This is a genomic window from Serratia sp. LSHTC3 (genome assembly GCF_057197125.1).
Map to the genome: position 1 here is coordinate 365,817 of NZ_JBXUNP010000004.1, position 21,552 is coordinate 387,368.

The 21,552-nt window shown below is 60.9% G+C and carries 23 protein-coding genes and 1 other RNA gene; 16 read left to right on the top strand and 8 right to left on the bottom strand.

Annotated elements, in window-relative coordinates; translation table 11 throughout:
- Window positions 1–18: 18 nt before the first annotated feature.
- Together AC2CGI_RS17330 and uxaC are read right to left on the bottom strand one after the other, a co-directional pair.
- Window positions 19–1,506 (bottom strand): UxaA family hydrolase, encoded by a 1,488-nt coding sequence (locus AC2CGI_RS17330; protein ID WP_021505094.1) that lies wholly within the window; start codon window positions 1,504–1,506, stop codon window positions 19–21.
- Window positions 1,507–1,526: 20 nt separating this feature from the next.
- Entirely contained in the window at window positions 1,527–2,939 is a 1,413-nt protein-coding gene (uxaC, locus tag AC2CGI_RS17335; RefSeq protein ID WP_076741011.1) for a glucuronate isomerase, read from the bottom strand.
- Window positions 2,940–3,233: 294 nt separating this feature from the next.
- Between uxaC and AC2CGI_RS17340 the strand changes: the two genes are divergently transcribed.
- The 11 genes from AC2CGI_RS17340 to AC2CGI_RS17390 all read left to right on the top strand — a co-directional run bounded on the left by AC2CGI_RS17340 (window position 3,234) and on the right by AC2CGI_RS17390 (window position 10,769).
- Window positions 3,234–4,532, top strand: a complete 1,299-nt coding sequence (locus AC2CGI_RS17340; RefSeq protein ID WP_015379157.1) for an MFS transporter — start codon at window positions 3,234–3,236, stop codon at window positions 4,530–4,532.
- Window positions 4,533–4,651: 119 nt separating this feature from the next.
- Window positions 4,652–5,428 carry a transcriptional regulator ExuR gene (exuR, locus tag AC2CGI_RS17345; RefSeq protein WP_004937137.1) on the top strand — a complete coding sequence of 259 codons (777 nt, stop codon included), beginning with the start codon at window positions 4,652–4,654 and terminating at the stop codon, window positions 5,426–5,428.
- 186 nt (window positions 5,429–5,614) lie between these two features.
- The gene (locus tag AC2CGI_RS17350) at window positions 5,615–6,061 is read left to right on the top strand and encodes a hypothetical protein (RefSeq protein WP_021505097.1); all 447 of its coding nucleotides are present in this window, start codon (window positions 5,615–5,617) and stop codon (window positions 6,059–6,061) included.
- A 136-nt stretch (window positions 6,062–6,197) separates the two neighbouring features.
- A complete protein-coding gene (locus AC2CGI_RS17355) occupies window positions 6,198–6,878 on the top strand; it encodes a DedA family protein (protein ID WP_004937132.1) in 681 nt (226 codons plus the stop codon).
- Window positions 6,875–7,249 carry an EnvZ/OmpR regulon moderator MzrA gene (gene mzrA, locus AC2CGI_RS17360; RefSeq protein ID WP_004937130.1) on the top strand — a complete coding sequence of 125 codons (375 nt, stop codon included), beginning with the start codon at window positions 6,875–6,877 and terminating at the stop codon, window positions 7,247–7,249. The genes AC2CGI_RS17355 and mzrA overlap by 4 nt, the downstream gene beginning before the upstream one ends.
- Window positions 7,250–7,492: 243 nt before the next feature.
- Complete coding sequence (locus AC2CGI_RS17365; protein ID WP_015379159.1) at window positions 7,493–7,864, top strand: DUF1090 domain-containing protein; 372 nt, start codon at window positions 7,493–7,495, stop codon at window positions 7,862–7,864.
- A gap of 164 nt (window positions 7,865–8,028) precedes the next feature.
- Entirely contained in the window at window positions 8,029–8,334 is a 306-nt protein-coding gene (locus tag AC2CGI_RS17370; RefSeq protein WP_004937125.1) for an ElaB/YgaM/YqjD family protein, read from the top strand.
- A gap of 2 nt (window positions 8,335–8,336) precedes the next feature.
- The gene (locus AC2CGI_RS17375) at window positions 8,337–8,738 is read left to right on the top strand and encodes a phage holin family protein (protein ID WP_015379160.1); all 402 of its coding nucleotides are present in this window, start codon (window positions 8,337–8,339) and stop codon (window positions 8,736–8,738) included.
- Window positions 8,735–9,022 carry a YqjK-like family protein gene (locus tag AC2CGI_RS17380; RefSeq protein ID WP_004937121.1) on the top strand — a complete coding sequence of 96 codons (288 nt, stop codon included), beginning with the start codon at window positions 8,735–8,737 and terminating at the stop codon, window positions 9,020–9,022. The genes AC2CGI_RS17375 and AC2CGI_RS17380 overlap by 4 nt, the downstream gene beginning before the upstream one ends.
- 294 nt (window positions 9,023–9,316) lie before the next feature.
- Window positions 9,317–9,712, top strand: coding sequence for a DoxX family protein (locus tag AC2CGI_RS17385; protein ID WP_004937119.1), 396 nt, complete (start codon window positions 9,317–9,319; stop codon window positions 9,710–9,712).
- A 70-nt stretch (window positions 9,713–9,782) separates the two neighbouring features.
- Window positions 9,783–10,769: a glutathione S-transferase family protein gene (locus tag AC2CGI_RS17390; protein ID WP_004937116.1), complete on the top strand. Its 987-nt coding sequence runs from the start codon at window positions 9,783–9,785 to the stop codon at window positions 10,767–10,769.
- 51 nt (window positions 10,770–10,820) lie between these two features.
- On the opposite strand, the gene AC2CGI_RS17395 is transcribed toward AC2CGI_RS17390, so the two are convergent.
- The gene (locus AC2CGI_RS17395; RefSeq protein ID WP_004937113.1) at window positions 10,821–11,717 is read right to left on the bottom strand and encodes a LysR family transcriptional regulator; all 897 of its coding nucleotides are present in this window, start codon (window positions 11,715–11,717) and stop codon (window positions 10,821–10,823) included.
- A gap of 107 nt (window positions 11,718–11,824) precedes the next feature.
- On the opposite strand from AC2CGI_RS17395, the gene AC2CGI_RS17400 reads away from it, so the two are divergent.
- Window positions 11,825–12,526, top strand: coding sequence for a pirin family protein (locus tag AC2CGI_RS17400; protein WP_076741012.1), 702 nt, complete (start codon window positions 11,825–11,827; stop codon window positions 12,524–12,526).
- Between the two features lie 57 nt (window positions 12,527–12,583).
- On the opposite strand, the gene rnpB is transcribed toward AC2CGI_RS17400, so the two are convergent.
- An RNA gene (rnpB, locus tag AC2CGI_RS17405) (RNase P RNA component class A) lies at window positions 12,584–12,961 on the bottom strand.
- Window positions 12,962–13,002: 41 nt separating this feature from the next.
- Window positions 13,003–13,866 (bottom strand): 16S rRNA (cytidine(1402)-2'-O)-methyltransferase, encoded by an 864-nt coding sequence (gene rsmI, locus AC2CGI_RS17410; RefSeq protein WP_015379162.1) that lies wholly within the window; start codon window positions 13,864–13,866, stop codon window positions 13,003–13,005.
- Window positions 13,867–13,928: 62 nt separating this feature from the next.
- Between rsmI and AC2CGI_RS17415 the strand changes: the two genes are divergently transcribed.
- From AC2CGI_RS17415 to dolP, 4 genes are read left to right on the top strand one after another with little or no spacing between them, the layout of a single operon-like run.
- Window positions 13,929–15,968 carry a penicillin-binding protein activator gene (locus tag AC2CGI_RS17415; protein ID WP_076741013.1) on the top strand — a complete coding sequence of 680 codons (2,040 nt, stop codon included), beginning with the start codon at window positions 13,929–13,931 and terminating at the stop codon, window positions 15,966–15,968.
- Window positions 15,965–16,318 (top strand): YraN family protein, encoded by a 354-nt coding sequence (locus AC2CGI_RS17420; protein ID WP_015379164.1) that lies wholly within the window; start codon window positions 15,965–15,967, stop codon window positions 16,316–16,318. Before AC2CGI_RS17415 ends, AC2CGI_RS17420 begins: the two co-directional genes overlap by 4 nt.
- A 51-nt stretch (window positions 16,319–16,369) precedes the next feature.
- Window positions 16,370–16,960 (top strand): DnaA initiator-associating protein DiaA, encoded by a 591-nt coding sequence (gene diaA / locus AC2CGI_RS17425; RefSeq protein WP_004937103.1) that lies wholly within the window; start codon window positions 16,370–16,372, stop codon window positions 16,958–16,960.
- A gap of 9 nt (window positions 16,961–16,969) precedes the next feature.
- A complete protein-coding gene (dolP, locus tag AC2CGI_RS17430) occupies window positions 16,970–17,545 on the top strand; it encodes a division/outer membrane stress-associated lipid-binding lipoprotein (RefSeq protein ID WP_004937101.1) in 576 nt (191 codons plus the stop codon).
- Between the two features lie 39 nt (window positions 17,546–17,584).
- On the opposite strand, the gene mtgA is transcribed toward dolP, so the two are convergent.
- The 3 genes from mtgA to arcB form a co-directional block, all read right to left on the bottom strand.
- On the bottom strand, window positions 17,585–18,316 hold the full coding sequence (mtgA, locus tag AC2CGI_RS17435) for a monofunctional biosynthetic peptidoglycan transglycosylase (protein ID WP_484593961.1): 732 nt from the start codon (window positions 18,314–18,316) through the stop codon (window positions 17,585–17,587).
- Entirely contained in the window at window positions 18,313–18,966 is a 654-nt protein-coding gene (elbB, locus tag AC2CGI_RS17440; protein ID WP_015379166.1) for an isoprenoid biosynthesis glyoxalase ElbB, read from the bottom strand. Before elbB ends, mtgA begins: the two co-directional genes overlap by 4 nt.
- Window positions 18,967–19,203: 237 nt before the next feature.
- Window positions 19,204–21,543 (bottom strand): aerobic respiration two-component sensor histidine kinase ArcB, encoded by a 2,340-nt coding sequence (arcB, locus tag AC2CGI_RS17445; protein ID WP_076741014.1) that lies wholly within the window; start codon window positions 21,541–21,543, stop codon window positions 19,204–19,206.
- Window positions 21,544–21,552 lie beyond the last annotated feature (9 nt).

A 21,552-nucleotide genomic window follows, 5' to 3' on the forward strand; every position in this document is an offset into this window, starting at 1 on the left:
GCGCCTTTTTTGTCAGCCTTACAGCGTCACCCCGCTTTTAAAGATCGCCAGCTCGCGGAAGTCGTTGGTTTCATTACGCGCCGGACGCCCGTTGGCGATCTCGACAATCAGATCGATGAAGCGACTGAGCAACGTCTCCATCGCCACGCCGTGGATCAGGCTGCCGGCGTCAAAATCGATCCAGTGCGGTTTCTTCGCCGCCAGCTCGCTGTTGGTCGCCAGCTTCACCGTCGGCACAAAGCCGCCGTACGGCGTGCCGCGCCCGGTGCTGAACAGCACCATATGGCAGCCGGCGCCGGCCAGCGCGCTGGTCGCCACGGCGTCGTTGCCCGGCGCGCTGAGCAGATTCAGCCCCGGCACGCGCAGCCGCTCGCCGTATTTCAGCACGTCAACCACCTGGCTTAACCCCGCCTTTTGGGTGCAGCCGAGCGATTTCTCCTCCAGCGTGGTGATGCCGCCGGCCTTGTTGCCCGGCGACGGGTTCTCATAAATCGGCTGCTGATGGGCGATGAAATAGCGTTTGAAATCGTTGATCATGTCGACGGTTTTGTCGAAGGTCTCCCCATCGCGGCAGCGGCTCATCAGAATGCGCTCGGCGCCGAACATCTCCGGCACTTCGGTCAGCACCGTGGTGCCGCCGTTGGCGATCACATAATCGGAGAACCGCCCCAGCAGCGGGTTGGCGGTGATACCCGACAATCCGTCCGAACCGCCGCACTCCAGGCCGAACTTCAGCTCGCTCAGGCGGCCCGGCTCGCGGCGATCGTGGCGCATCTCCCGGTACAGCTCGTGCAACAGCGCCAGCCCGGCTTCCACTTCGTCGTCCTGCTGTTGGCACACCATAAAGCGCAGCCGCCGCTCGTCCTCTATCCCCAACGTGGCGCGAAAGGCATCCACCTGATTGTTCTCGCAACCCAGCCCGATCACCAGCACCGCGCCGGCGTTGGGATGGCGCGCCAGGTTCTGCAGCATGATGCGGGTGTTGGCATGATCCTGCCCCAGCTGCGAGCAGCCGAACGGGTGACTGAACAGATGCACGCCGTCGATCCCCTCTGCCTGCGTTTGCTGCAAAAAGCGTTGCTGGATCTGGCGAGCGATACCGTTGACGCAGCCGACGGTCGGCACGATCCACAGCTCATTGCGGATCCCCACTTCGCCGCCGGCCCGTCGGTACAACTGCACCTCGCGATCCGCGGCCTGCGGCGGCAACGTCGGGAACTGCGGCTGGTAACGGTAGCTGTCCAGATCGCTCAGGTTGGTTTTGGCGTTTTGCGAATGAATATGCTCCCCCGGCCCGATGGCCGCGAGCGCATGGCCGATCGGCTGGCCATATTTGATGATGTCCTCGTCCTTGGCGATCGGGCCGAGCGCAAATTTGTGCCCGCGCGCCACCGGCTGCGCCAGTTGGATGACCGCGCCTTCCAGCTCAACGCACTCTCCGGCAGCCAGATCGCGCAGCGCCACCGCCACGTTATCCTGCTCGTGAATCTTTATCGTACTTTGCATAAACCGGTCCCGGATAACGGCTACGCCAGTTCAATGGCGAAATAGTCTTTGGCGTTGTCGAAGCAGATGTTTTTCACCATTTCGCCCAGCAGCGCGATATCCGCCGGCGCTTCGCCGTCCGCCACCCAGCGGCCGATCATCTGGCAAAGAATGCGGCGGAAGTATTCATGGCGCGTGTACGACAGGAAGCTACGACTGTCGGTCAGCATGCCGACGAAGCGGCTCAGCAGCCCGAGCTGCGCCAGCTGCGTCATTTGGCGCCGCATGCCGTCCTTCTGATCGTTGAACCACCAGCCGGAACCGAACTGCATCTTGCCCGGCGTGCCTTCCCCCTGGAAATTGCCGATCATGGTGCCGATCACTTCGTTATCGCGCGGGTTGAGGCAGTAGAGAATGGTTTTCGGCAGGCCGCCCTGCCGCGCCTGGGCATCCAGCAGCCGCGACAGCGGCTCCGCCAGCGGCCGATCGTTGATCGAATCGAAACCGATATCCGGCCCGACGGCGGCCAGCATGCGGCTGTTGTTATTACGCAACGCGCCGATGTGATACTGCTGCACCCAGCCGCGGCGCCGGTATTCGCCGGCCAGGAACAGCAGCACCGCGCTTTTGAACTGGGCGCTCTGTTCCGGCGTCGGCAGCTCGCCGTTCAGGCGGCGCAGCAGGATCGCATCCAGCGCCGCTTCATCGGCCTCGCCGAACACCACCACGTCCAGCGCATGGTCGGCCACCTTGCAGCCGTGGGCGGCGAAGTGATCCATGCGCTTGTACAGGGCGTCGCACAGCGCGCTGAAGCGGCCGATGGCGGTGTCCGCCGCCGCCTCCAGCTGCCGCAGATAGTCATTGAAGCCCGGTGCATCGACAGTGAAAGCCTTGTCCGGCCGCCAGCTCGGCAATACCTTGATATCGAAGCCACGATCGTCGGCGATCGCCCGATGATGGCGCAGATCGTCGATCGGATCGTCGGTGGTGCCCACCATTTTCACATTCATCTGCCGCATGATGCCGCGCGCGCGAAACTCATCCTGTGCCAGCAGCGCATTGCCGCGCTGCCAGATCTCATCCGCCGTGGCCGGCGACAGCAGCGTATCCGTGATGCCGAACGGCCGACGCAGCTCCAGATGCGTCCAGTGATAGAGCGGGTTGCCGATGGTATGCGGCACCGTGGCGGCCCAGGCGTCGAATTTCTCACGATCGCCCGCATCGCCGGTACACAGTCGCTCCGCCACGCCGTTGGTGCGCATCGCCCGCCATTTATAGTGATCGCCCCGCAGCCAGATATCGTACAGGTTGCTGAAACGGGTGTTCTCCGCGATCTGCTGCGGCGGCAAATGGCAGTGATAATCGAAAATCGGCTGTGGCGCCGCATAGTCGTGATACAAGCGCCGGGCAAATTCGTTGTCCAGCAGGAAATCTTCGCTCAAAAACGTCGCCATCTCGGGCTCCTTACTTGCCGTGCGGCACGGGGTCGAATCATAAAAGTTATCACACCAATTTTCACAAGCGTCCAGCAAATTTTTCCCATGAGCTACTGATTTAAGGTCCTTCAATCCCTTTTTCGCTCAATTTTACGGCAAATTTGCGGCGTAAACGCACTATTTCACCGGCGACAGTATCGCTCAGGCGAATAATTCCTTTTGTGATATCACTCAACTTTTAAACCTGTATGACAGGTTATTGTCTCGCCAGCCGCATCGACGGCCACACCTTAAAACGGGGAGACATTTCGGATGCGTAAAATTAAAGGGTTACGCTGGTACATGATTGGACTAGTGACCATCGGCACCGTGCTGGGCTACCTGACCCGCAACGCCATCGCCGTCGCGGCGCCGACGCTGGAAGATACGCTGCACATCACCACCCAACAGTATTCCTATATCGTCGCCGCCTATTCCGCCTGCTACACCGTGATGCAACCGGTGGCGGGCTACGTGCTGGACGTGCTGGGCACCAAGGTCGGCTACGCCATGTTCGCCATTCTGTGGGCGCTGTTCTGTATGGGCACCGCGCTGGCCAACAGCTGGGGCGGCCTGGCGCTGGCGCGCGGCGCGGTCGGCATGGCCGAGGCGGCCATGATCCCCGCCGGGCTGAAGGCCAGCAGCGAGTGGTTTCCGGCCAAAGAGCGTTCGATCGCCGTCGGTTATTTCAACGTGGGTTCATCGATCGGCGGCATGATCGCCCCACCGTTGGTGGTATGGGCCATCGTGGCGCACAGCTGGGAAATGGCGTTCATCATCACCGGCGTGCTGAGCCTGATCTGGGCCATTTGTTGGCTGCTGTTCTACAAACACCCGAAAGATCAGAAGAAATTGAGCCAGGAAGAGCGCCGTTACATCCTCGAAGGCCAGGAAGCCCAGCACCAGACCTCTAACGCCAAAAAGATGTCCGCCTGGCAGATCGTACGCAACCGCCAGTTCTGGGGCATCGCGCTGCCGCGCTTTCTGGCGGAGCCGGCGTGGGGCACCTTCAACGCCTGGATCCCGCTGTTCATGTTCAAGGCCTACGGTTTTAACCTGAAAGAGATCGCCATGTTCGCCTGGATGCCGATGCTGTTCGCCGATCTCGGCTGCATCGTCGGCGGTTATCTGCCGCCGCTGTTCCAGAAGTATTTCAAGGTCAACCTGATCGTCTCACGCAAGCTGGTGGTGACGATGGGAGCGGTGTTGATGATCGGCCCCGGCATGATCGGCCTGTTCACCAGCCCTTACGCGGCTATCGCGCTGCTGTGCGTCGGCGGCTTCGCCCATCAGGCGCTGTCCGGCGCGCTGATCACCCTCTCTTCCGACGTGTTCGGCCGCAATGAGGTGGCGACTGCCAACGGCCTCACCGGCATGGCGGCCTGGACCGCCAGCACGCTGTTCGCCCTGGTGGTCGGCGCCCTGGCGGACACCCTCGGCTTCAGCCCGCTGTTCGCCGCGCTGTCGGTCTTCGACATTCTCGGCGCCATCGTCATCTGGACGGTGTTGCAAAACCGTCCGGCCGCCGAAACCCAGCCGGCCACGCTGCAACCGGCCCCGGCGCGCAGCTGATCCCGCCGCCCGGCCGCCGCGCCGGGCCTCTTGCTCCTCTGGCAGCGGTGCCGAATAAGTGGTATAACAAATCCGATGGCCACGCGCCCCTTCCCACCGCATCGTATAGAGCATTCACTATGGAATTCACCGAAACCAGACGCCTGTATCAGCAACTGGCCGCCGAGCTTAAGCAACGCATCGAAAGCGGCCGCTACCCGGTGGGCGACAAACTGCCGGCCGAGCGATACATCGCCGAAGAGATGAATGTCAGCCGTACCGTGGTGCGCGAAGCGATCATCATGCTGGAAGTGGAAGGCTATGTGGACGTGCGCAAGGGATCCGGGATCCATGTGGTGTCCAACCAGCAAAAGCACCTGGTGGTGCCGGGCGACAGCATCGAGTTCGCCACCGCCGGCCCGTTTGAGCTGCTGCAGGCGCGCCAGCTGATTGAAAGCAACATCGCCGAGTTCGCCGCCACCCAGGTGACCAAACAAGATATCGTGCAGTTGATGGAGATCCAGGAGCACGCCCGTAAAGAGGATCGCTTCCGCGACTCGCAGTGGGATCTGAAGTTCCACGTGCAGGTGGCGCTGGCCACCCAGAACACCGCCATGGCCACCATCGTGGAAAAAATGTGGGTGCAGCGGGTCAACAACCCTTACTGGAAAAAGCTGCACGAGCATATCGACGAACGCTCGATCGCCAGCTGGTGTGACGATCACGATCAGATCCTCAAGGCGCTGATGCGCAAAGACCCTTACGCCGCCAAACTGGCGATGTGGCAGCACCTGGAAAACACCAAACAGATGCTGTTCAACGCCACCAGCGATGACTTCGAATACAACGCCGATCGCTACCTGTTTGCCGAGAATCCGGTGGTGCATCTGGATGGCGTGAACCACGAGCCGAAATAGCCACGGCGGTCAAAAACCGTCGGCTTATGTCAGGTAATGTAAAATCCGCTGAATCGATGCCGGAACCGCCGTTTGCCGTGTACTATTTCACCGTCGGCAACGTAGATTTCCCTGTTGCCAATCGTGCTATTTTGGTAGAGTTAGCCCACTTTTTTACCCATTGCTGCGGGGGCGGGACGCGAATAAATGCGCTGGTTGTTTGCCATGCTGATTGCTGTTTTCTGCTGGACCGGTTCGGTCTCCGGCCAACAGCTATGCGTGGCGTCACCCAAGCCAACCCCCAGCGAGCTGAGCAGCCTGCCGCTGCTGGCGGAGCCGGCGCTTTCCCCCTATGATCATGTGTATCGGGCGCCGGCTGAAGCGCGCCGCAAAGCCCCCGGCAAGTTGCCGCTGCTGCTGCCCAGAGCGCACTCTTTCTCCGGTTCGCTGCTCGCATCCTCCCTGCCGGCGCCGGTCTATACCCTGGCCGCAGAGCCGGGTTACCGAATTCGCTTCCCCCGCCAGGACACCCCGGCTCCCAACCGGCTTGCCCAGGTCGACTGGATGCTGGACGCTTCCAGGCAACAGAGTCGCCAGGCCGGTTGGAAAGAAAGCAACATGCAGTACCGTGGCACGCTGACTTACCACCTATGACCGGTGTCGCACCGCTTAGAAACCTTAAAGCAACGCCGTTTCATCGTTATCAGCACTCAGGATCGCCGCGCGCTTTCAGCTCACGCCCGCTCCGCCGCTGAGATAAAAATAAACAATGACGTTTTAGGAACACCGGATGGACATCATTAAAGAACTGATACATGCCTTATGGCAGCAGGATTTTGAGACGCTGGCGAACCCCTCGTTGGTGTGGACCCTCTACATCCTGCTGTTCATGATCCTGTTTTTGGAGAACGGCCTGCTGCCGGCCGCTTTCCTGCCGGGTGACAGCCTGCTGATCCTGGTCGGTGTGCTGATCGCCAAAGGCACCATGGGCTTCCCATTGACCATCGTTATCCTGACCGTCGCCGCCAGCCTGGGGTGCTGGGTCAGTTATATACAAGGCCGGTGGCTCGGCAATACGCGAACGGTACAAGGCTGGCTTTCGCATCTGCCGGCCCACTACCATCAGCGTGCACATAACCTGTTCCACCGTCACGGCCTTTCCGCCCTGCTGGTCGGCCGCTTCCTGGCCTTCGTGCGTACCCTGCTGCCGACCATCGCCGGCCTGTCCGGCCTGAGCAACGCACGCTTCCAGTTCTTCAACTGGATGAGCGGCCTGCTGTGGGTCTTGATCCTGACGACGCTGGGCTTCGCCCTGGGGAAAACGCCGGTGTTCCGCAAGTATGAAGATCAGCTGATGTTCTGCCTGATGATGTTGCCGCTGGTATTGCTGGTGGTCGGGCTGGTCGGCTCGCTGATCGTGTTGTGGCGCAAGAAGCGCGCCAACAGCCAGAATCCGGGGAAAGGGGCGTGACAGCAAAGCGCCCGCGCTGGCAATACGTCCTGATGATCGCGCTCGCCCTGCTGGCGTTGGCGACGCTGTTGGTGCCCTGCATGGTGCGCACCGAGAGCGAGCTGCGCATCCGCGCCAGCCAGCAAGGGCTGTCGCTGCCCGACGGCTTTTATGTCTACCAGCGCCTGGATGAACGCGGCATCCGCATCAAAAGCATTACGCCGGAAGGCGATGGCCTGGTCATCCGTCTGGATTCGCCGGAGCAGCAGTTGCTGGCGCGCGAAGCTTTGCAAACCATTCTGCCACCCGGTTACCACATCGCATTGAGCGAGTCCCCCGTGCCGTCGCATTGGGTGCGCGAATTTGCGCGCTCCCCGCTCAATCTGGGATAATCCCCCTTCATATGAAGGGGTTTCCTTTCATTGCCATAATCTTCATTTTCATTCGCATCGATTAGCTCAAGAATTAATCAGTCAGCACTGGGTCACGGCTGATTCTTTGGGGGCTCGCCGGTTTCATGACTATGCTGAAGGGTAACTTCAGCCGGCGATGAACGCCCTCCTCTCGCGCTGCCGCCTTCGGCAGCCAGGAAAGCGGATGCCTGTTCAGGCATCCCATGAACAAGGAACTGAAAGATGAAATTACGCCACTCCCTGTTACTGCTGTTGCCACTCTGCACGCTGCCGGCCCTCGCTTCGGCCGCAGAGGGCGGTTGCGCCGCCAAAGCGCAAAACATCCAACAGCAAATCGACTACGCCACCCAACACGGCAACACCCACCGCGTGGACGGGCTGAAAAAAGCGCTGAGCGAAGTGCAGACTCACTGCACCGAAGCCGGCCTGCAGGCCGAACGCCAGAAAAACATCGCAGAGAAACAGCGCAAGGTCGAAGAACGCCGGCAGGAGCTGAAAGAAACGCAGCAAACCGGCAAGCTGGACAAGGTCGCCAAGAAGCAGCAAAAGCTGGCGGAAGCGCAAGCTGAGTTGAAACGCGCCCAGGCGGAATAATTTTTTTACACCAGCGGATTTATCGATGAGAGCCCCATCACACGGGATTTCTTAAGCATATGGAATTGATGTCTGGTGTTATCTGCTGGCCATCACCCCTTTGCTCCGGCGAAAAAATCCGCTATGTTAAAAGTCTGTCGAAATAAACGTTAAGGAATAATCACATGGCACATGATTCAAATGCAGAAAACTTACGCGCTGAACTGAAGTCCTTAGCCGATACGCTGGAGGAAGTGCTGAACTCCTCCACCGACAAGCCGAAAGCCGAGCTGGAGAAGCTGCGTTCGAAGGCGGAAGGCGCGCTGAAAGAGACCCGCGCTCGCCTGAGCGACGCCGGTGACAAGCTGGCTTCGCAAACCAAACAGATCGCCGGCCAGGCCGACGACTATGTGCGCGACAACCCGTGGACCGGCATCGGTATCGGCGCGGCGGTCGGCGTGGTGCTGGGCGTGCTGCTCGCGCGTCGCTAATCATGGCTGAACAACCGCAAGTGCGCGCGCAGGGCCCCGCCAAAGGGGTTCTGGATATCGGTCAGCGCATCATCACGATCCTGGTCGGCATGGTGGAAACCCGTGTCCGGCTGGCGGTCGTCGAGCTGGAAGAGGAGAAAGCCAACCTCATTCAGCTGCTGATCATGGCCGGTATGACACTGCTGTTCACCGCCTTCGGTTTGATGAGCCTGCTGATCCTGATCTTCTGGGCCATCGATCCGGTCTATCGGCTGGTGGCGCTGGGCGCGACAACCGGCGTGCTGCTGTTCCTCGCCGTAGTCGGCACCATCTGGACGCTGGTCAAGGCCCGTCGCACCACGCTGCTGGGCGCCACGCGCAAGCAGTTGGAGCTCGACCGCGCCGAACTGGAGCGCGAGCCATGAGCCGCCGCCGCTACCTGGAATGGAAAAAAGAGAGGCTGATTCGCCAGATCCAGCAACAGCGTCTGGATCTGGCCGAACACAAGTCTTTGTGGCTGGAAAAAACCGAACGCATTGACCGCGGCTGGCAGACCGTTTTTGGCCTGCGCCGCTATCTGGTACTCGGTTCCAGCGTCATGGCGCTGTACGGCATCCGCCACCCCAGCAAGATGATCCGCTGGTCGCGTCGCGCTTTCGGTGCCTGGAGCGCTATCCGACTGTTTAAAAAGACCTTCTCCGCCAAGTAAGCCCCGCGTTTTTCCTTCAAACATCCTGTTGCTCTGCCCTCGTTTTCCCCTTAAAACAGCGCTGTTTATCCCGAGGGCTGGGCAACCTGCTGACAAGCGTCAGTTTATTAGCACGCTAAAGATTCAGATTTTTTGAAAAATTACGACAGTTTTACTTGCTAACAACCTGAGCACTTCCCGCTTAACATTCACTCCATCAATACGATACGAGCCGGACAGGGCGAATGTCCTGATATACCGCTCGTTGACATGGCTTCCGCCGAACAGGCATACAAAAACACTTTGGAGTAGATGATGAAAAAATTAGAAGATACAGGTTTGTTGGTTGCTCGTATTCTGATGCCAATCCTGTTTATCGTGGCAGGCTACGGCAAAATGGGTGACGCTTATGCCGGAACCCAACAGTACATGCAATCGATGGGCGTGCCTGGCTTCTTGCTGCCGCTGACCATTCTGCTGGAGTTTGGCGGCGGTCTGGCGATCCTGTTCGGCTTCCTGACCCGCACCGTGGCGCTGTTCACTGCCGGTTTCACCATCCTGACCGCGCTGCTGTTCCACACTGATTTTGCGGAAGGCGTAAACCAGCTGATGTTCATGAAAAACCTGACCATCGCCGGCGGCTTCATCGTGTTGGCGGTCGCAGGCCCGGGCGGCTTCAGCATCGACCGTCTTCTGAACAAGAAATGGTAATCTAAACTGTCATTCAGGGTCCGGCATGCCGGGCCCTGTCGTTTTTCACTCGGACACCAAGGAGATTCCCATGGGACAACTCGTCGATGGCGTTTGGCAAGACATCTGGTATGACACGAAATCTACCGGCGGCCGTTTCAAACGTTCAACCGCTCAGTTTCGCAATTGGGTGACCGCCGACGGTCAGCCCGGCGAACACGGCGCGGGCGGCTTCCAGGCCGAAGCGGGCCGTTATCACCTGTACGTTTCTCTCGCCTGCCCCTGGGCGCACCGCACGCTGCTGATGCGCAAATTGAAAGGGCTGGAGCAGATCATTCCGGTCTCGGTGGTGCACCCGCTGATGCTGGAAAACGGCTGGACCTTCGGCCAGGATTTTCCTGAAACCACCGGCGATCCGCTGTATCACGCCGACTTCCTGTACCAGATCTACCTGCGGGCAGACCCGCACTACAGCGGGCGCGTGACCGTGCCGGTGCTGTGGGATAAACAGCGGCAAACCATCGTCAGCAACGAATCCGCCGACATCATCCGCATGTTCAACAGCGCGTTTGACGGCGTCGGCGCTCGGGCTGGGGACTACTACCCGACCGATCTGCGCGGCAAGATCGATGAGCTGAACGGCTGGATTTACGATCAAGTGAACAACGGCGTGTACAAGGCCGGTTTCGCCACCAGCCAGGAAGCCTATGACGAAGCGGTCAACGGGGTATTCAACGCGCTGGAGCGCCTTGAGCAGATCCTGGGGCAACATCGCTACCTGACCGGCGATCGGCTGACCGAAGCCGACCTGCGTCTGTGGACCACGCTGGTGCGTTTCGATCCGGTGTACGTCACCCACTTCAAGTGCGACAAACACCGCATCAGCGACTATCTGAACCTGTACGGCTTCCTGCGCGACATCTATCAGATGCCGGGCATCGCCGAGACAGTCAGCCTGCCGCACATTCGCAACCACTACTACCGCAGCCACGCCACCATCAACCCGCACGGCATCATTTCCATCGGGCCGGCGCAGGATCTGGACGAGCCGCACGGCCGCGACCAGCGCTTCGGTTAAGGCGAAAAAAATCCCCTTGCCGCCCGGCAAGGGGATGTCATCCCACCGATGTTAACGTTGCGCGAACAGGCGCGGGATTTCGCGCAGGAACCAGGCCTTCGCCTCCCCCATGCTGTCGCGCCGCCAGGCCATGATGATGTCGGCTTCGCGGCTGTATTCCGGCCCCACCACGCGCAGCCGGCCGGCTTCGATATCTTTCTCCACCATCGGATACGGCATGGTCGCCACCCCCAACCCGGCCAGCAGCGCCAGACGTTTGTCTTCAATGGTGCTCACCGTCAGGCGCTGTTGCTTGTCCAGCAGCTGTACGGTCAACACCGGGCGCTCGCGAGCGGTATCCGCCACCGCGATGCCGCGGTATTTCACGCGGGTCACCTCGGACAACGGCTCCGGCTCCTGGTGGATAGGATGATCCGGCGCGGCGACATAAACGCTCATGACCTTGTACAGTTTGCGGGTGTTGATCTCCGACGACGCGCGAAAATGCATGTCCGGCGCGATCACAATGTCGGCGCGCCCCTGTTCCAGCCGCTCCCAGGCGCCCGCCAGCACTTCGGTGAAAATCGACACCTGGGTGTTGGCCTTCAGCGCCAGCTTGTCCACCAGCGGGAACAGCAGGCTCGGCGGTGATAACGCTTCGCTGACGATGGTCAGGTGGGTTTCCCAACCGCGCGCCAGCGCTTCGGCGTCGGTGGTCAGCTTGTCTGCCGCTTCCAGCAGCACCCGCCCGCGCTCCAGCAGCATACGCCCCACGTTGGTGAACTTGGTGCGGTGGCCCGAACGGTCGAACAGCACCACGTCCAATTCTTCTTCCAATTTTTGCATGGTGTAGCTGAGCGCCGACGGCACCCGGCCCAATTCGTCGGCGGCCGCGGCGAAGCTGCCACGCCGGTCGATCGCGTCCATCACTCTCAGCGCCTCAAGCGTGAGCGCCCGATCTCTGGCCATCACATCCCTCTGTCAGGAAATTTGAATATGCCGACCAGATTAACTGGCTAACAATCCGACGTCCAGATGCTTACCATTTGGATAATGAATTTAGAGAGCCGATTGCCATGATTACATGCAGAACAGCACAACAATGCGGGCAAGCTGACTTTGGTTGGCTGCAGGCTCGCTACACCTTTTCCTTTGGTCACTACTTCGATCCCAAACTGATGGGCTACGCGTCACTGCGGGTGCTGAATCAGGAGGTGCTAGCACCGGGCGCGTCGTTCCAGCCGCGCACCTATCCCAGCGTGGATATCCTGAACCTGATCCTGCAGGGCGAGGCGGAATACCGCGACAGCGACGGCAACACCGCGCGCGCCAAAGCCGGCGAAGCGCTGCTGTTGGCCACCCAGCCGGGCCTGAGTTACAGCGAACAGAACGTCAGCAGCGATACGCCGCTCACCCGTCTGCAGCTGTGGTTGGACGCCTGTCCGGAACGCAGCAACGAGCGAGTGCAGCGCCTGGCGCTGCCGCCGGCAGGCAACCTGCTGCTGGCCTCGCCGGACGGCGCGCAGGGCAGCCTGCAGCTGCGCCAGCAGGTTTGGATCCACCATCTCGATCTGCAGCCGGGCGAAGAACAAACGCTGACGATTAACGGGCCGCGCGCCTATTTGCAGTCGATTCACGGCACCATCGCCGCTACCGGCGAGCGCCACGAAGCGCAACGCCTGACCTGCGGCGACGGCGCCTTCGTGCGTGAGGAAAACCGCCTGACGATCCGCGCCGAAACGCCGCTGCGCGCGCTGCTGATTGACCTGCCGGTGTAAGCCGGCCGAAAAACGAAAAACCCCGCGCAACAGGCGTTGCGCGGGGTTTTCTTTTGTCGAGGGAGTTGACCGGTAAGCCGGGTTCTGTCGTGGACAGTCATTCCTCTAGGCCAGCAATCGCTCACTGGCTCAAGCAGCCTACCCGGGTTCAGTACGGGCCGTACCATGTGAACCCCTATTTGGCCTTGCTCCGGGTGGAGTTTACCGTGCCACGAACTGTTGCCAGCCGCGCGGTGCGCTCTTACCGCACCCTTTCACCCTTACCTGATCCCGCTTACGCGGGCCATCGGCGGTTTGCTCTCTGTTGCACTAGTCGTAGGCTTGCGCCTCCCAGGCGTTACCTGGCACCCTGCCCTATGGAGCCCGGACTTTCCTCCCCTCCATCTGTCTCCCCGAAGAGGACGGCAATGAAGCGGCGACTGTCTGGTCAACTCCGGCGCGGATAGTAGCGTCGCGGCGGCGGCAGGTCAACCGCTTTACGGCTGTTGTTGCTCCAGCGCGTGCTTATACAGCGCATTTTTCTTCACGCCGTGGATTTCCGCCGCCAGCGCCGCCGCCTTTTTCAGCGGCAGCTCTTTTTGCAGCAGCGCCAGCGTGCGCAGCGCCTCGAGCGGCAGCGCATCCTCCTGCGCCTTGTGGCCTTCGACGATCAGCACCATCTCACCGCGGCGGCGCACTTCATCTTCCTGCACCCACGCCAGCAGCTCGCCCACCGGCGCGCCGTGGATGGATTCCCAGGTTTTGGTCAGCTCGCGCGCCAGCACCACATAGCGCTGCGGGCCCCAGACGGTGACCATGTCCTGCAGGCTTTCCAGCAGACGATGGGTGGATTCGTAGAAAATCAGCGTGCGCGGTTCCTCCGCCAGCGCCATCAGCGTATCCTTGCGCCCCTTGGTTTTCGCCGGCAGGAAACCTTCGTAGCAGAAACGGTCGGAAGCGACGCCCGCGGCGCACAGCGCGGTAGTGGCGGCGCAGGCGCCCGGCAGCGGCACCACGCGAATGCCGGCCTCGCGGCAGCGGCGCACCAGGTGATAACCGGGATCGTTGATCAGCGGCGTGCCGGCGTCGGAAACCAGCGCAATGCTTTGGCCTTCCTGCAGTTTCGCCAGCAGCTGCTCGGCCTTTTGCTGTTCGTTGTGATCGTGCAGCGCGAACAGACGCGCGTTGATCGCGAAGTGTTGCAACAGCAATCCGGTATGGCGCGTATCTTCCGCCGCGATCAGATCAACGCTTTTCAGTACCTCTAACGCACGGTGGGTAATATCGCCCAGATTGCCGATAGGGGTGGGCACCACATACAGCGTTGATGCAGAAATGACTGATTGTTGGTGTTGATTCATTGTTTCATCCGGGTTGCCGATTTAATATTGAGCATCTTGAAAAAAACATCACTGGATACAGTATGCTTTCCTCAACATTCGTTCGTACCAAAGCAGGGCGTTCCAAGCCTGTCCGACTGACCGCAGTCATCGCCGCCGCCCTTTTCCTGGCAGGCTGTCCAAGTCGGGCCCCGCAAACGCCGCCCGCCAATATACAGGACGAAGCGAGCGCCAGCTCCGATTACTACCTGCAGCAGTTGCAGCAAAGCAGCGATGATAACAAGGCTGACTGGCAATTACTTGCTATTCGCGCCTTGCTGCGTGAAGGAAAACTGCCGCAGGCCGGCGACCAGTTGAATCAACTGCCGAAAAATCTCAGCGGCGCGCAGCAGACCGAACGCCAATTGCTGACCGCCGAACTGCAGATCGCCAACAAGAGCTACGTCAGCGCCCGCAGCACGCTGGGCCACCTGGACAGCGGCGCGCTGTCGCCGAATCAGAAGGTGCGCTACTACCAGGCGCAGATCGCCGCCAATCAGGGCAAAGCATCGCTGCCGCTGATCCGCGCCTATATCGCCCAGGAGCCGCTGCTGACCGGCAAGGCGCACCAGGACAATCTGGATCAAACCTGGCAGGCGCTGCTGCAGCTGACGCCGCAGGAGATGAACAGCCTGGTGATCAACGCCGACGAGAACGTGCTGCAAGGCTGGCTGGATCTGCTGCGCGTTTATCAGGACAACAAGCAGGATCCCGATCTGCTGAAGGCCGGCATCAAAGACTGGCAGAACCGTTATCCGAAGAACCCGGCGGCCAAAACGCTGCCGGCTCGCCTGAATCAGGTGCTGAACTTCACCCAGGCCTCCACCTCGAAAATCGCCCTGCTGCTGCCGTTGAATGGCCAGGCGAAAGTGTTCGCCGACGCCATCCAGCAAGGCTTCGAAGCGGCGAAAAACGGCGGTTCCATGCCGGCGCCGCAGCCTCAAGCCGCACAACCGGCCAGCACGCCGGCTCAAACGGCGCCTGCCGATCAGGCCGCTACGGGTGACATCAACGCCAACGGCGCGGTCAGCCCTTCGGCCCAAGAGAGCCAGCCTGCCGTCACCGCCGCGCAACCCGCTGCGCCGTCCAGCGCGCCGATAACGCCGCTGCAGGCCGCCAACGCGCAGGTCAAAGTGTACGACACCACCAGCCAGCCGCTGGCCGCCTTGCTGAGCCAGGCGCAGCAGGATGGCGCCACCCTGGTGGTCGGCCCACTGCTGAAAGAGAACGTCGATCAGTTGTCCGCCAGCACCACCACGCTGAACGTGCTGGCGCTTAACCAGCCGGAAACGCCGAAGGACAACCTGAACATCTGTTACTTCGCCCTGTCGCCGGAAGATGAAGCCCGCGACGCCGCCCGCCACATCTGGGAACAGCAGAAGCGTCAACCGCTGCTGCTGGTGCCGCGCGGCGCCTTCGGCGATCGCGTCGCCAGGGCCTTTAACCAGGAATGGCAGAAGCAAGGCGGGCAAACCGTGCTGCGCCAGGACATCGGCTCCGCCGGCGAGCTGCGCCAGATGGTGAACAGCGGCGGCATCCGCATGACCGGTACGCCGATGTCGAGCGCCCCGGCGCCGCAGAGCGTCACCATCGCCGGGCTGACCATTCCTGCGCCGCCGAGCGACGTGCCCGCCGCCACCAGCGGCAGCGTCGACGCGGTGTACATCGTCGCCACCCAGTCTCAGCTGACGCTGATCAAACCGATGATCGACATGGCCACCAGCTCGCGCGGCAAGCCGGCGATGTACGCCAGCTCGCGCAGCTACCAGGCCGGCGCCGGCCCGGACTTCCGTCTGGAAATGGAAGGCCTGCAGTTCAGCGATATTCCGCTGCTGGCCGGCTCAAACCCTCAGCTGCTGCAGCAGGCCAGCGCGCGTTTCCGCAACGACTACTCGCTGGTGCGCCTGTATGCGATGGGGATGGATGCCTGGACATTGGCCAACCACTTTGCTGAAATGCGCCAGCTGCCGGGCTTCCAGGTTTCCGGCACCACCGGTACGCTGAGCGCGTCGCCGAACTGCGTGATCAACCGTAAGCTGCCTTGGCTGCAATACCGTCAGGGTACGGTCGTTCCAGTCTCTTGAACCCACGCGCCTCAGGGGCGGGCTATGAGTTACTGGCCCGCCGTCACCTGGAACACGCCGGGCTCACCTTCTGCGCCGCCAATGTCGCGGTGCGCGGCGGTGAGCTCGACCTCATCATGCGCGACGGCACCACCTGGGTGTTCGTCGAAGTGCGCTACCGCCGCAACGACGCCTTCGGCGGCGCGGCCGCCAGCGTCACCTTTCGCAAACAACAGCGGTTGCTGCACGCCGCCGCCGTCTGGCTGGCGGGGCGCGGAGCCAGTTTTGACACATCATCTTGCCGTTTTGATGTTTTGGCCATTACCGGTAGCCAGTTAGAATGGATACCCAACGCCTTCAATGCGGATTAATCGGGGTTTTGCGGCGCAGACCGGCCCTTTGACTTAGTGGATTAATACAACGTGCTGGATAGAATTAAAGTCTGTTTCACCGAAAGCATCCAAACCCAGATCGCGGCGGCGGAAGCACTGCCGGACGCCATTTCCCGCGCTGCGATGACGCTGGTTCAATCCTTACTCAACGGCAACAAAATCCTGTGCTGCGGCAACGGCACCTCGGCCGCCAACGCGCAGCACTTCGCCGCCAGCATGATCAACCGTTTTGAAACCGAGCGCCCCAGCCTGCCGGCCATCGCTCTCAACGCCGACAACGTGGTGCTGACGGCAATCAGCAACGATCGGCTGCACGACGAAGTGTACGCCAAGCAGGTGCGTGCGCTCGGGCACACCGGCGACGTGCTGCTGGCGATTTCCACCCGCGGCAATAGCCGTGATATTGTGAAAGCGGTCGAGGCGGCCGTGACGCGCGATATGACCATCGTCGCACTTACCGGCTACGACGGCGGCGAGCTGGCCGGGCTGCTCGGCCAGCAGGATGTCGAAATCCGCATCCCGTCGCACCGCAGCTCGCGCATTCAGGAAATGCATATGCTGACCGTAAACTGCCTGTGCGACCTGATAGACAATACGTTATTCCCCCACCAGGACGATTAAGGAACTGAGATGAAGCTAAAAGCCACATTTGCAGTGCTGTCCAGCGCCCTGCTGTTGCAAGGCTGTATCGCCGGCGTCGTCGTCGGCAGTGCGGCCGTCGCCACCAAAACCGCCACCGATCCGCGCAGCGTAGGGACCCAGGTGGATGACGGCACGCTGGAAGCCAGGGTCGAAAGCGCCCTGAGCAAAGACCAGCAGTTGAAGAAAGATGCCCGGGTGGTCGCCACCGCCTATCAGGGCAAGGTGCTGTTGACCGGCCAGTCGCCTAACGCCGATCTCACCGCGCGCGCCAAGCAGATCGCCATGGGCGTGGAAGGCACGACCGAAGTGTATAACGAAATCCGTCAGGGCACGCCGGTCAGCCTGAGCACCGCATCCTCCGACACCTGGATCACCACCAAGGTGCGTTCGCAGCTGCTCACCAGCGATACGGTGAAATCGTCCAACGTGAAGGTCACCACCGAAAACGGCGAAGTGTTCTTGCTGGGCCTGGTCACGCAGCAGGAAGGGCAGTCGGCGGCGCAGATCGCCAGCCAGGTCAGCGGCGTGAAGCACGTCACGACCGCCTTTACCTACGTAAAATAATCCGCCTGGCGGGAGTGGCACCGTGCCGTTCCCGCCCGTTTAATCCAGCTTGTTCTCGCGTAAAAACGCTTCCCCGCCCAGTTGCCGCATCTGCCGCATGATCCACTGTTGACGCTGCACCACATAGCCGGACGGCGCATCGGCCCTGAAGCGATGCGGATTCGGCAATACCGCCGCCAGCAGCGCCGCTTCGGCCGCGCTCAGGCGCTTGGCCGGCTTATGGAAAAAGCGCTGTGAAGCCTCTTCCACGCCGAACACCCCATCGCCGAACTCGACGATGTTCAGGTACACCGTCAGAATGCGCCGCTTGGTCCACACCAATTCGATGCCGGACGTCAGCCCGGCCTCCAATCCTTTGCGCAGCCAGCTGCGGCCATCCCACAAAAACAGGTTCTTGGCGGTTTGCTGCGACAGCGTGGACGCGCCACGGATGCGCGTCGGGCGCTTCTCGTTGCGGCTGAGCGCCTTTTCAATGGCCGCCACGTCGAAGCCCCAATGGTCTGGAAACTTCTGATCTTCCGCCGCCATCACCGCCAGCGCCATTTGCGGCGAGATGTCGTCCATCGACACCCAGTCCGAATGGGCGACATAGCCGAAGTCGCCGCTCAGCCAGGCGCTGACCTGCCGTTCCACCATCACGGCGGAAAACGGCACCGGCAGGAAGGCGAAGAGCACAATGCCCAACGCCCACAGGCCGATAATCGCGATGACGCCGCGCTTCAGCCAATACCACGGGCGCAGCCGCCGCCATCCGACGAGCGATTTTCTCATTCAGCCAGTTCCAGCACCCGCGCCACCAGCTTATCGATGCCCAGGGCCGCCTGCGCGATAGACGGCGCCAGCATATAGGCCGGCGTGGTCACAATCTTATGTTCGCTGTCCACCACGATGTCGTCCACCGGGCAAATCACCGGTTCGCCGCCCATGGCGTCAATCACTTCCCCCAGATCCGGATCGTTGCCAATGGTCAGCCGCGCTTGTTGATCCAGCAGTTTCGGCAACAGCGCCGGCGCGATGCACATCAGGCCAATTGGTTTGTTGGCCTTATGCATCTCGCGCGTCAGGCGCGCCAAATCTTCATCGACCCAACATTCCGCGCCGGCTTCGGCGAAATTGCTGAGGTTCTTGGCGGCGCCAAAGCCGCCGGGCACGATCAGCGCATCCAGCTGCGCGGCCTCCGCCAGCGCCAGCGGCTGCACCGCACCGCGGGCAATGCGCGCCGATTCAATCAGAACATTGCGCGACTCCGCCATCTCCTCACCAGATAAGTGATTAATAACATGGCGTTGTGGTTTATCAGGCGCCAAGCACACCGCCTGGGCGCCGGCACGATCCAACGCCAGCAGCGTCAGCACCGCTTCATGGATCTCCGTACCGTCATAAACGCCGCTGCCGCTGAGGACTACACCCACCTTTTTCATCACTCTTACTCCTGTCGCTGCTGTCAACTGGTTCGTGCTCGGAGTTGACAAACACTAATCTACATCACACATTTTAATGAATCTTCTAACAAGAGCGCTTACATTTGCTATGTTGTTGGCTGTATGATGTTTAGGAATTCGCAACAACCTGCTCGACCAGAACACTGAAACCAATACGCAGGTTCACAATTTCCCTGGTGTTGGCGCAATATTCGCGCACCCCGGCTTAGGTCGGGGTCATTTTTTTTCAGCGTTCTCAACCCAAGCCCGCAGTACCTGCACGTCGTTGCGCCACTCTTGTTTCAGCTCATCCACCCAATCCTGCACGTTATCCCACCAGGCCGGCAGCGTCGGCGTTTGAATCTGCTGCGCCAGCTGCTGCAGATGGCGCAGACCGACCGAACCGGCGGCGCCCTTGATCTTATGCCCTTCCTCAGTGATGCCTTTCTGATCGCGCGCCGTCATGTTGGAGTCCAGCACCGCCAGATAGCCCGGCATCATCTGTTCGAACATCTCCAGACTTTGGTGGATCAGCTGCGGGCCAACCAGATCCATGTACTGTTCCAGCATCGCGGTATCGAGTAACGACTCATTAATCTGCATCGCCTTGTGCTCCGTTTTCTTTGAAGTGTGAGAAGGTTGATGATCCCAATAGTGTTTGATGACCTTGGTCAGCGCCGGCACCGACAGCGGCTTGCTCAGCACATCGTCCATGCCCGCCTCGAGATACTCTTTTTTGTCTTTCAGCACGTTGGCGGTCAGGGCCACCAGCGGCGGCAGCGCCTGCCCGGCATAGCGCTCGCGCAGCGCCCGGGCGATGTCCAGCCCGGTCATGTCTGGCAGTTGGATGTCCAGCAGCACCAGATCGAACTCGTCCGGATCGAACATCGCCAGCGCGTCGTGGCCGTTCATCGCCACGTCGACGCTGTTGCCCAGCTTCTCCAGCACCGAGCGCGCCACGATCACGTTCAGTTCGATATCTTCCACCAGCAGGATGTGCAGCGCCGGCAACGGCAGCGCCTCTTCCTCCGGCGCCGCGCTGACGGCTTCCTGCACCGCCGGCGCCTTGATGGTTAAGGTAAAGCAAGAACCGTGCCCTTGTTCACTGCGCACGGTGATGTCGCCGCCCATGCTCTGCGCCAGCCGCTTGGAGACCGCCAGCCCGATGCCGGTGCCGGTGGCCGGGCGGCCGCCGCGCTGATCTTTCACCTGGTAATACATGGCGAAGATTTTGTCCTGCTCGTCCTGCGGGATGCCCATGCCCGAATCTTCCACTTCGAACACCAGCTTCTCCTGCGCCTCGCGCCGTACGCGCACCACAATTTGCCCCTGCTGGGTAAATTTCACCGCGTTGCCGATCAGATTCCACAGGATCTGCCGCAGGCGGGTGCCGTCGGTCAGGATCTGCTGCGGCAGCGGCGTCTGCGGCTCCATGACGAACTGCAGCCCTTTCGGCTGCGCCAGCAGGCCCGAGAGGTTCTCCAAATCCGCCAGGAAACCGGTGAAGTCCACCGGCTGGTTGTCGAGCTGCACCTTGCGCCGCTCGAGCTTGTCCATTTCGATAATGTCGTTGAAGATATTGCCGAGGGTGATGGCGCTGACGTGGATGGTCTTCAGGTATTTCAGCTGCTCGTCGTTCAGCTCGGTATCGAGCAGAATGCGGCTCAGGCCGACGATGCCGTTAAGCGGCGTACGCAGCTCGTGGCTGATGGTGGAGATAAAGGTGGTCTTCTCCCTGCTGGCGTTCTCCAGCGCGTCCTGGTAGCGCTTACGCTCGGTAATATCGCGGCCGAAACCCATCAGCCCGTGGCGTTTGCCCACCCGGTCGTAAAACGGCACCTTGCGCAGCTCGAAACAGGCCTTGCGGCCATCGGGATACACCAGCCACTGTTCGTAGGTCAGCGAGACGTTGTGGCGGAACACCTTCTCGTCGGTTTCGATCACCTTTTCGGCGATCTCCTGGCCGTAGACGTCGAACGGCGTCAGGCCGATCAATTGCTTCTCGCTCTTGCCGGTCAACAGCTCCATCGCGCGGTTGCAGCCGGAAAACTCTTTGTCTTCGTTGCGGTAGTAGACCAGATCCGGCGAGGCATCGAGGAAGGAACGCAGCAGCGCCGATTGCTGGCCCAGCTCAATCTGCGCCTGCTCGCGCTGCTCCATCTCTTCCGTCAGCTTTTCCATCACCTGCAGGCGCTCTTCTTCCGCTTTGATACGGTCGGCGATCTCCTGATTCAGCTGGCTGATATTGTCTTTGAGCTGCTGATTGAGCTCCAGATCGCGGTGGCGCATCTCTTCCAGCTTGTCCACCAGCCGCGCCAGCCGTTGGCGCGACTCTTCCAACTGTTCCACCACCACCGAGAGAAAATAGACCGCCCACGGGGTGATCAACAGGCCGAAGAAGATCGAACGCACCACGTCGATGCTTTCCACTTCGCCGCGCAGCAGCATGGTCACCGCCATCTGCACCACCATCGCCAGCACCACCAGCGCCGAGGCCAGCAGCAGCGAGAAGCGCACCAACCCCAGTTTCACCATTAAATCAACGTAGTACTGGGCCAACACCCGGATTTGCTTCATAGCGGCTCC

Excerpts from the sequence above, each read along its gene's own strand:
- AC2CGI_RS17375 (WP_015379160.1), top strand. The coding sequence starts at position 8,337 with ATGGCTGAACAACCGCAAGTGCGCGCGCAGGGCCCCGCCAAAGGGGTT.
- AC2CGI_RS17340 (WP_015379157.1), top strand. The coding sequence starts at position 3,234 with ATGCGTAAAATTAAAGGGTTACGCTGGTACATGATTGGACTAGTGACC.
- dolP (WP_004937101.1), top strand. The coding sequence starts at position 16,970 with ATGAAGCTAAAAGCCACATTTGCAGTGCTGTCCAGCGCCCTGCTGTTG.
- exuR (WP_004937137.1), top strand. The coding sequence starts at position 4,652 with ATGGAATTCACCGAAACCAGACGCCTGTATCAGCAACTGGCCGCCGAG.
- mtgA (WP_484593961.1), bottom strand. The coding sequence starts at position 18,316 with ATGAGAAAATCGCTCGTCGGATGGCGGCGGCTGCGCCCGTGGTATTGG.
- AC2CGI_RS17415 (WP_076741013.1), top strand. The coding sequence starts at position 13,929 with ATGCTTTCCTCAACATTCGTTCGTACCAAAGCAGGGCGTTCCAAGCCT.
- elbB (WP_015379166.1), bottom strand. The coding sequence starts at position 18,966 with ATGAAAAAGGTGGGTGTAGTCCTCAGCGGCAGCGGCGTTTATGACGGT.
- AC2CGI_RS17365 (WP_015379159.1), top strand. The coding sequence starts at position 7,493 with ATGAAATTACGCCACTCCCTGTTACTGCTGTTGCCACTCTGCACGCTG.
- AC2CGI_RS17355 (WP_004937132.1), top strand. The coding sequence starts at position 6,198 with ATGGACATCATTAAAGAACTGATACATGCCTTATGGCAGCAGGATTTT.
- AC2CGI_RS17385 (WP_004937119.1), top strand. The coding sequence starts at position 9,317 with ATGAAAAAATTAGAAGATACAGGTTTGTTGGTTGCTCGTATTCTGATG.
- AC2CGI_RS17400 (WP_076741012.1), top strand. The coding sequence starts at position 11,825 with ATGATTACATGCAGAACAGCACAACAATGCGGGCAAGCTGACTTTGGT.
- AC2CGI_RS17370 (WP_004937125.1), top strand. The coding sequence starts at position 8,029 with ATGGCACATGATTCAAATGCAGAAAACTTACGCGCTGAACTGAAGTCC.
- AC2CGI_RS17330 (WP_021505094.1), bottom strand. The coding sequence starts at position 1,506 with ATGCAAAGTACGATAAAGATTCACGAGCAGGATAACGTGGCGGTGGCG.
- AC2CGI_RS17390 (WP_004937116.1), top strand. The coding sequence starts at position 9,783 with ATGGGACAACTCGTCGATGGCGTTTGGCAAGACATCTGGTATGACACG.
- uxaC (WP_076741011.1), bottom strand. The coding sequence starts at position 2,939 with ATGGCGACGTTTTTGAGCGAAGATTTCCTGCTGGACAACGAATTTGCC.
- AC2CGI_RS17395 (WP_004937113.1), bottom strand. The coding sequence starts at position 11,717 with ATGGCCAGAGATCGGGCGCTCACGCTTGAGGCGCTGAGAGTGATGGAC.
- rsmI (WP_015379162.1), bottom strand. The coding sequence starts at position 13,866 with ATGAATCAACACCAACAATCAGTCATTTCTGCATCAACGCTGTATGTG.
- AC2CGI_RS17350 (WP_021505097.1), top strand. The coding sequence starts at position 5,615 with ATGCGCTGGTTGTTTGCCATGCTGATTGCTGTTTTCTGCTGGACCGGT.
- arcB (WP_076741014.1), bottom strand. The coding sequence starts at position 21,543 with ATGAAGCAAATCCGGGTGTTGGCCCAGTACTACGTTGATTTAATGGTG.
- AC2CGI_RS17380 (WP_004937121.1), top strand. The coding sequence starts at position 8,735 with ATGAGCCGCCGCCGCTACCTGGAATGGAAAAAAGAGAGGCTGATTCGC.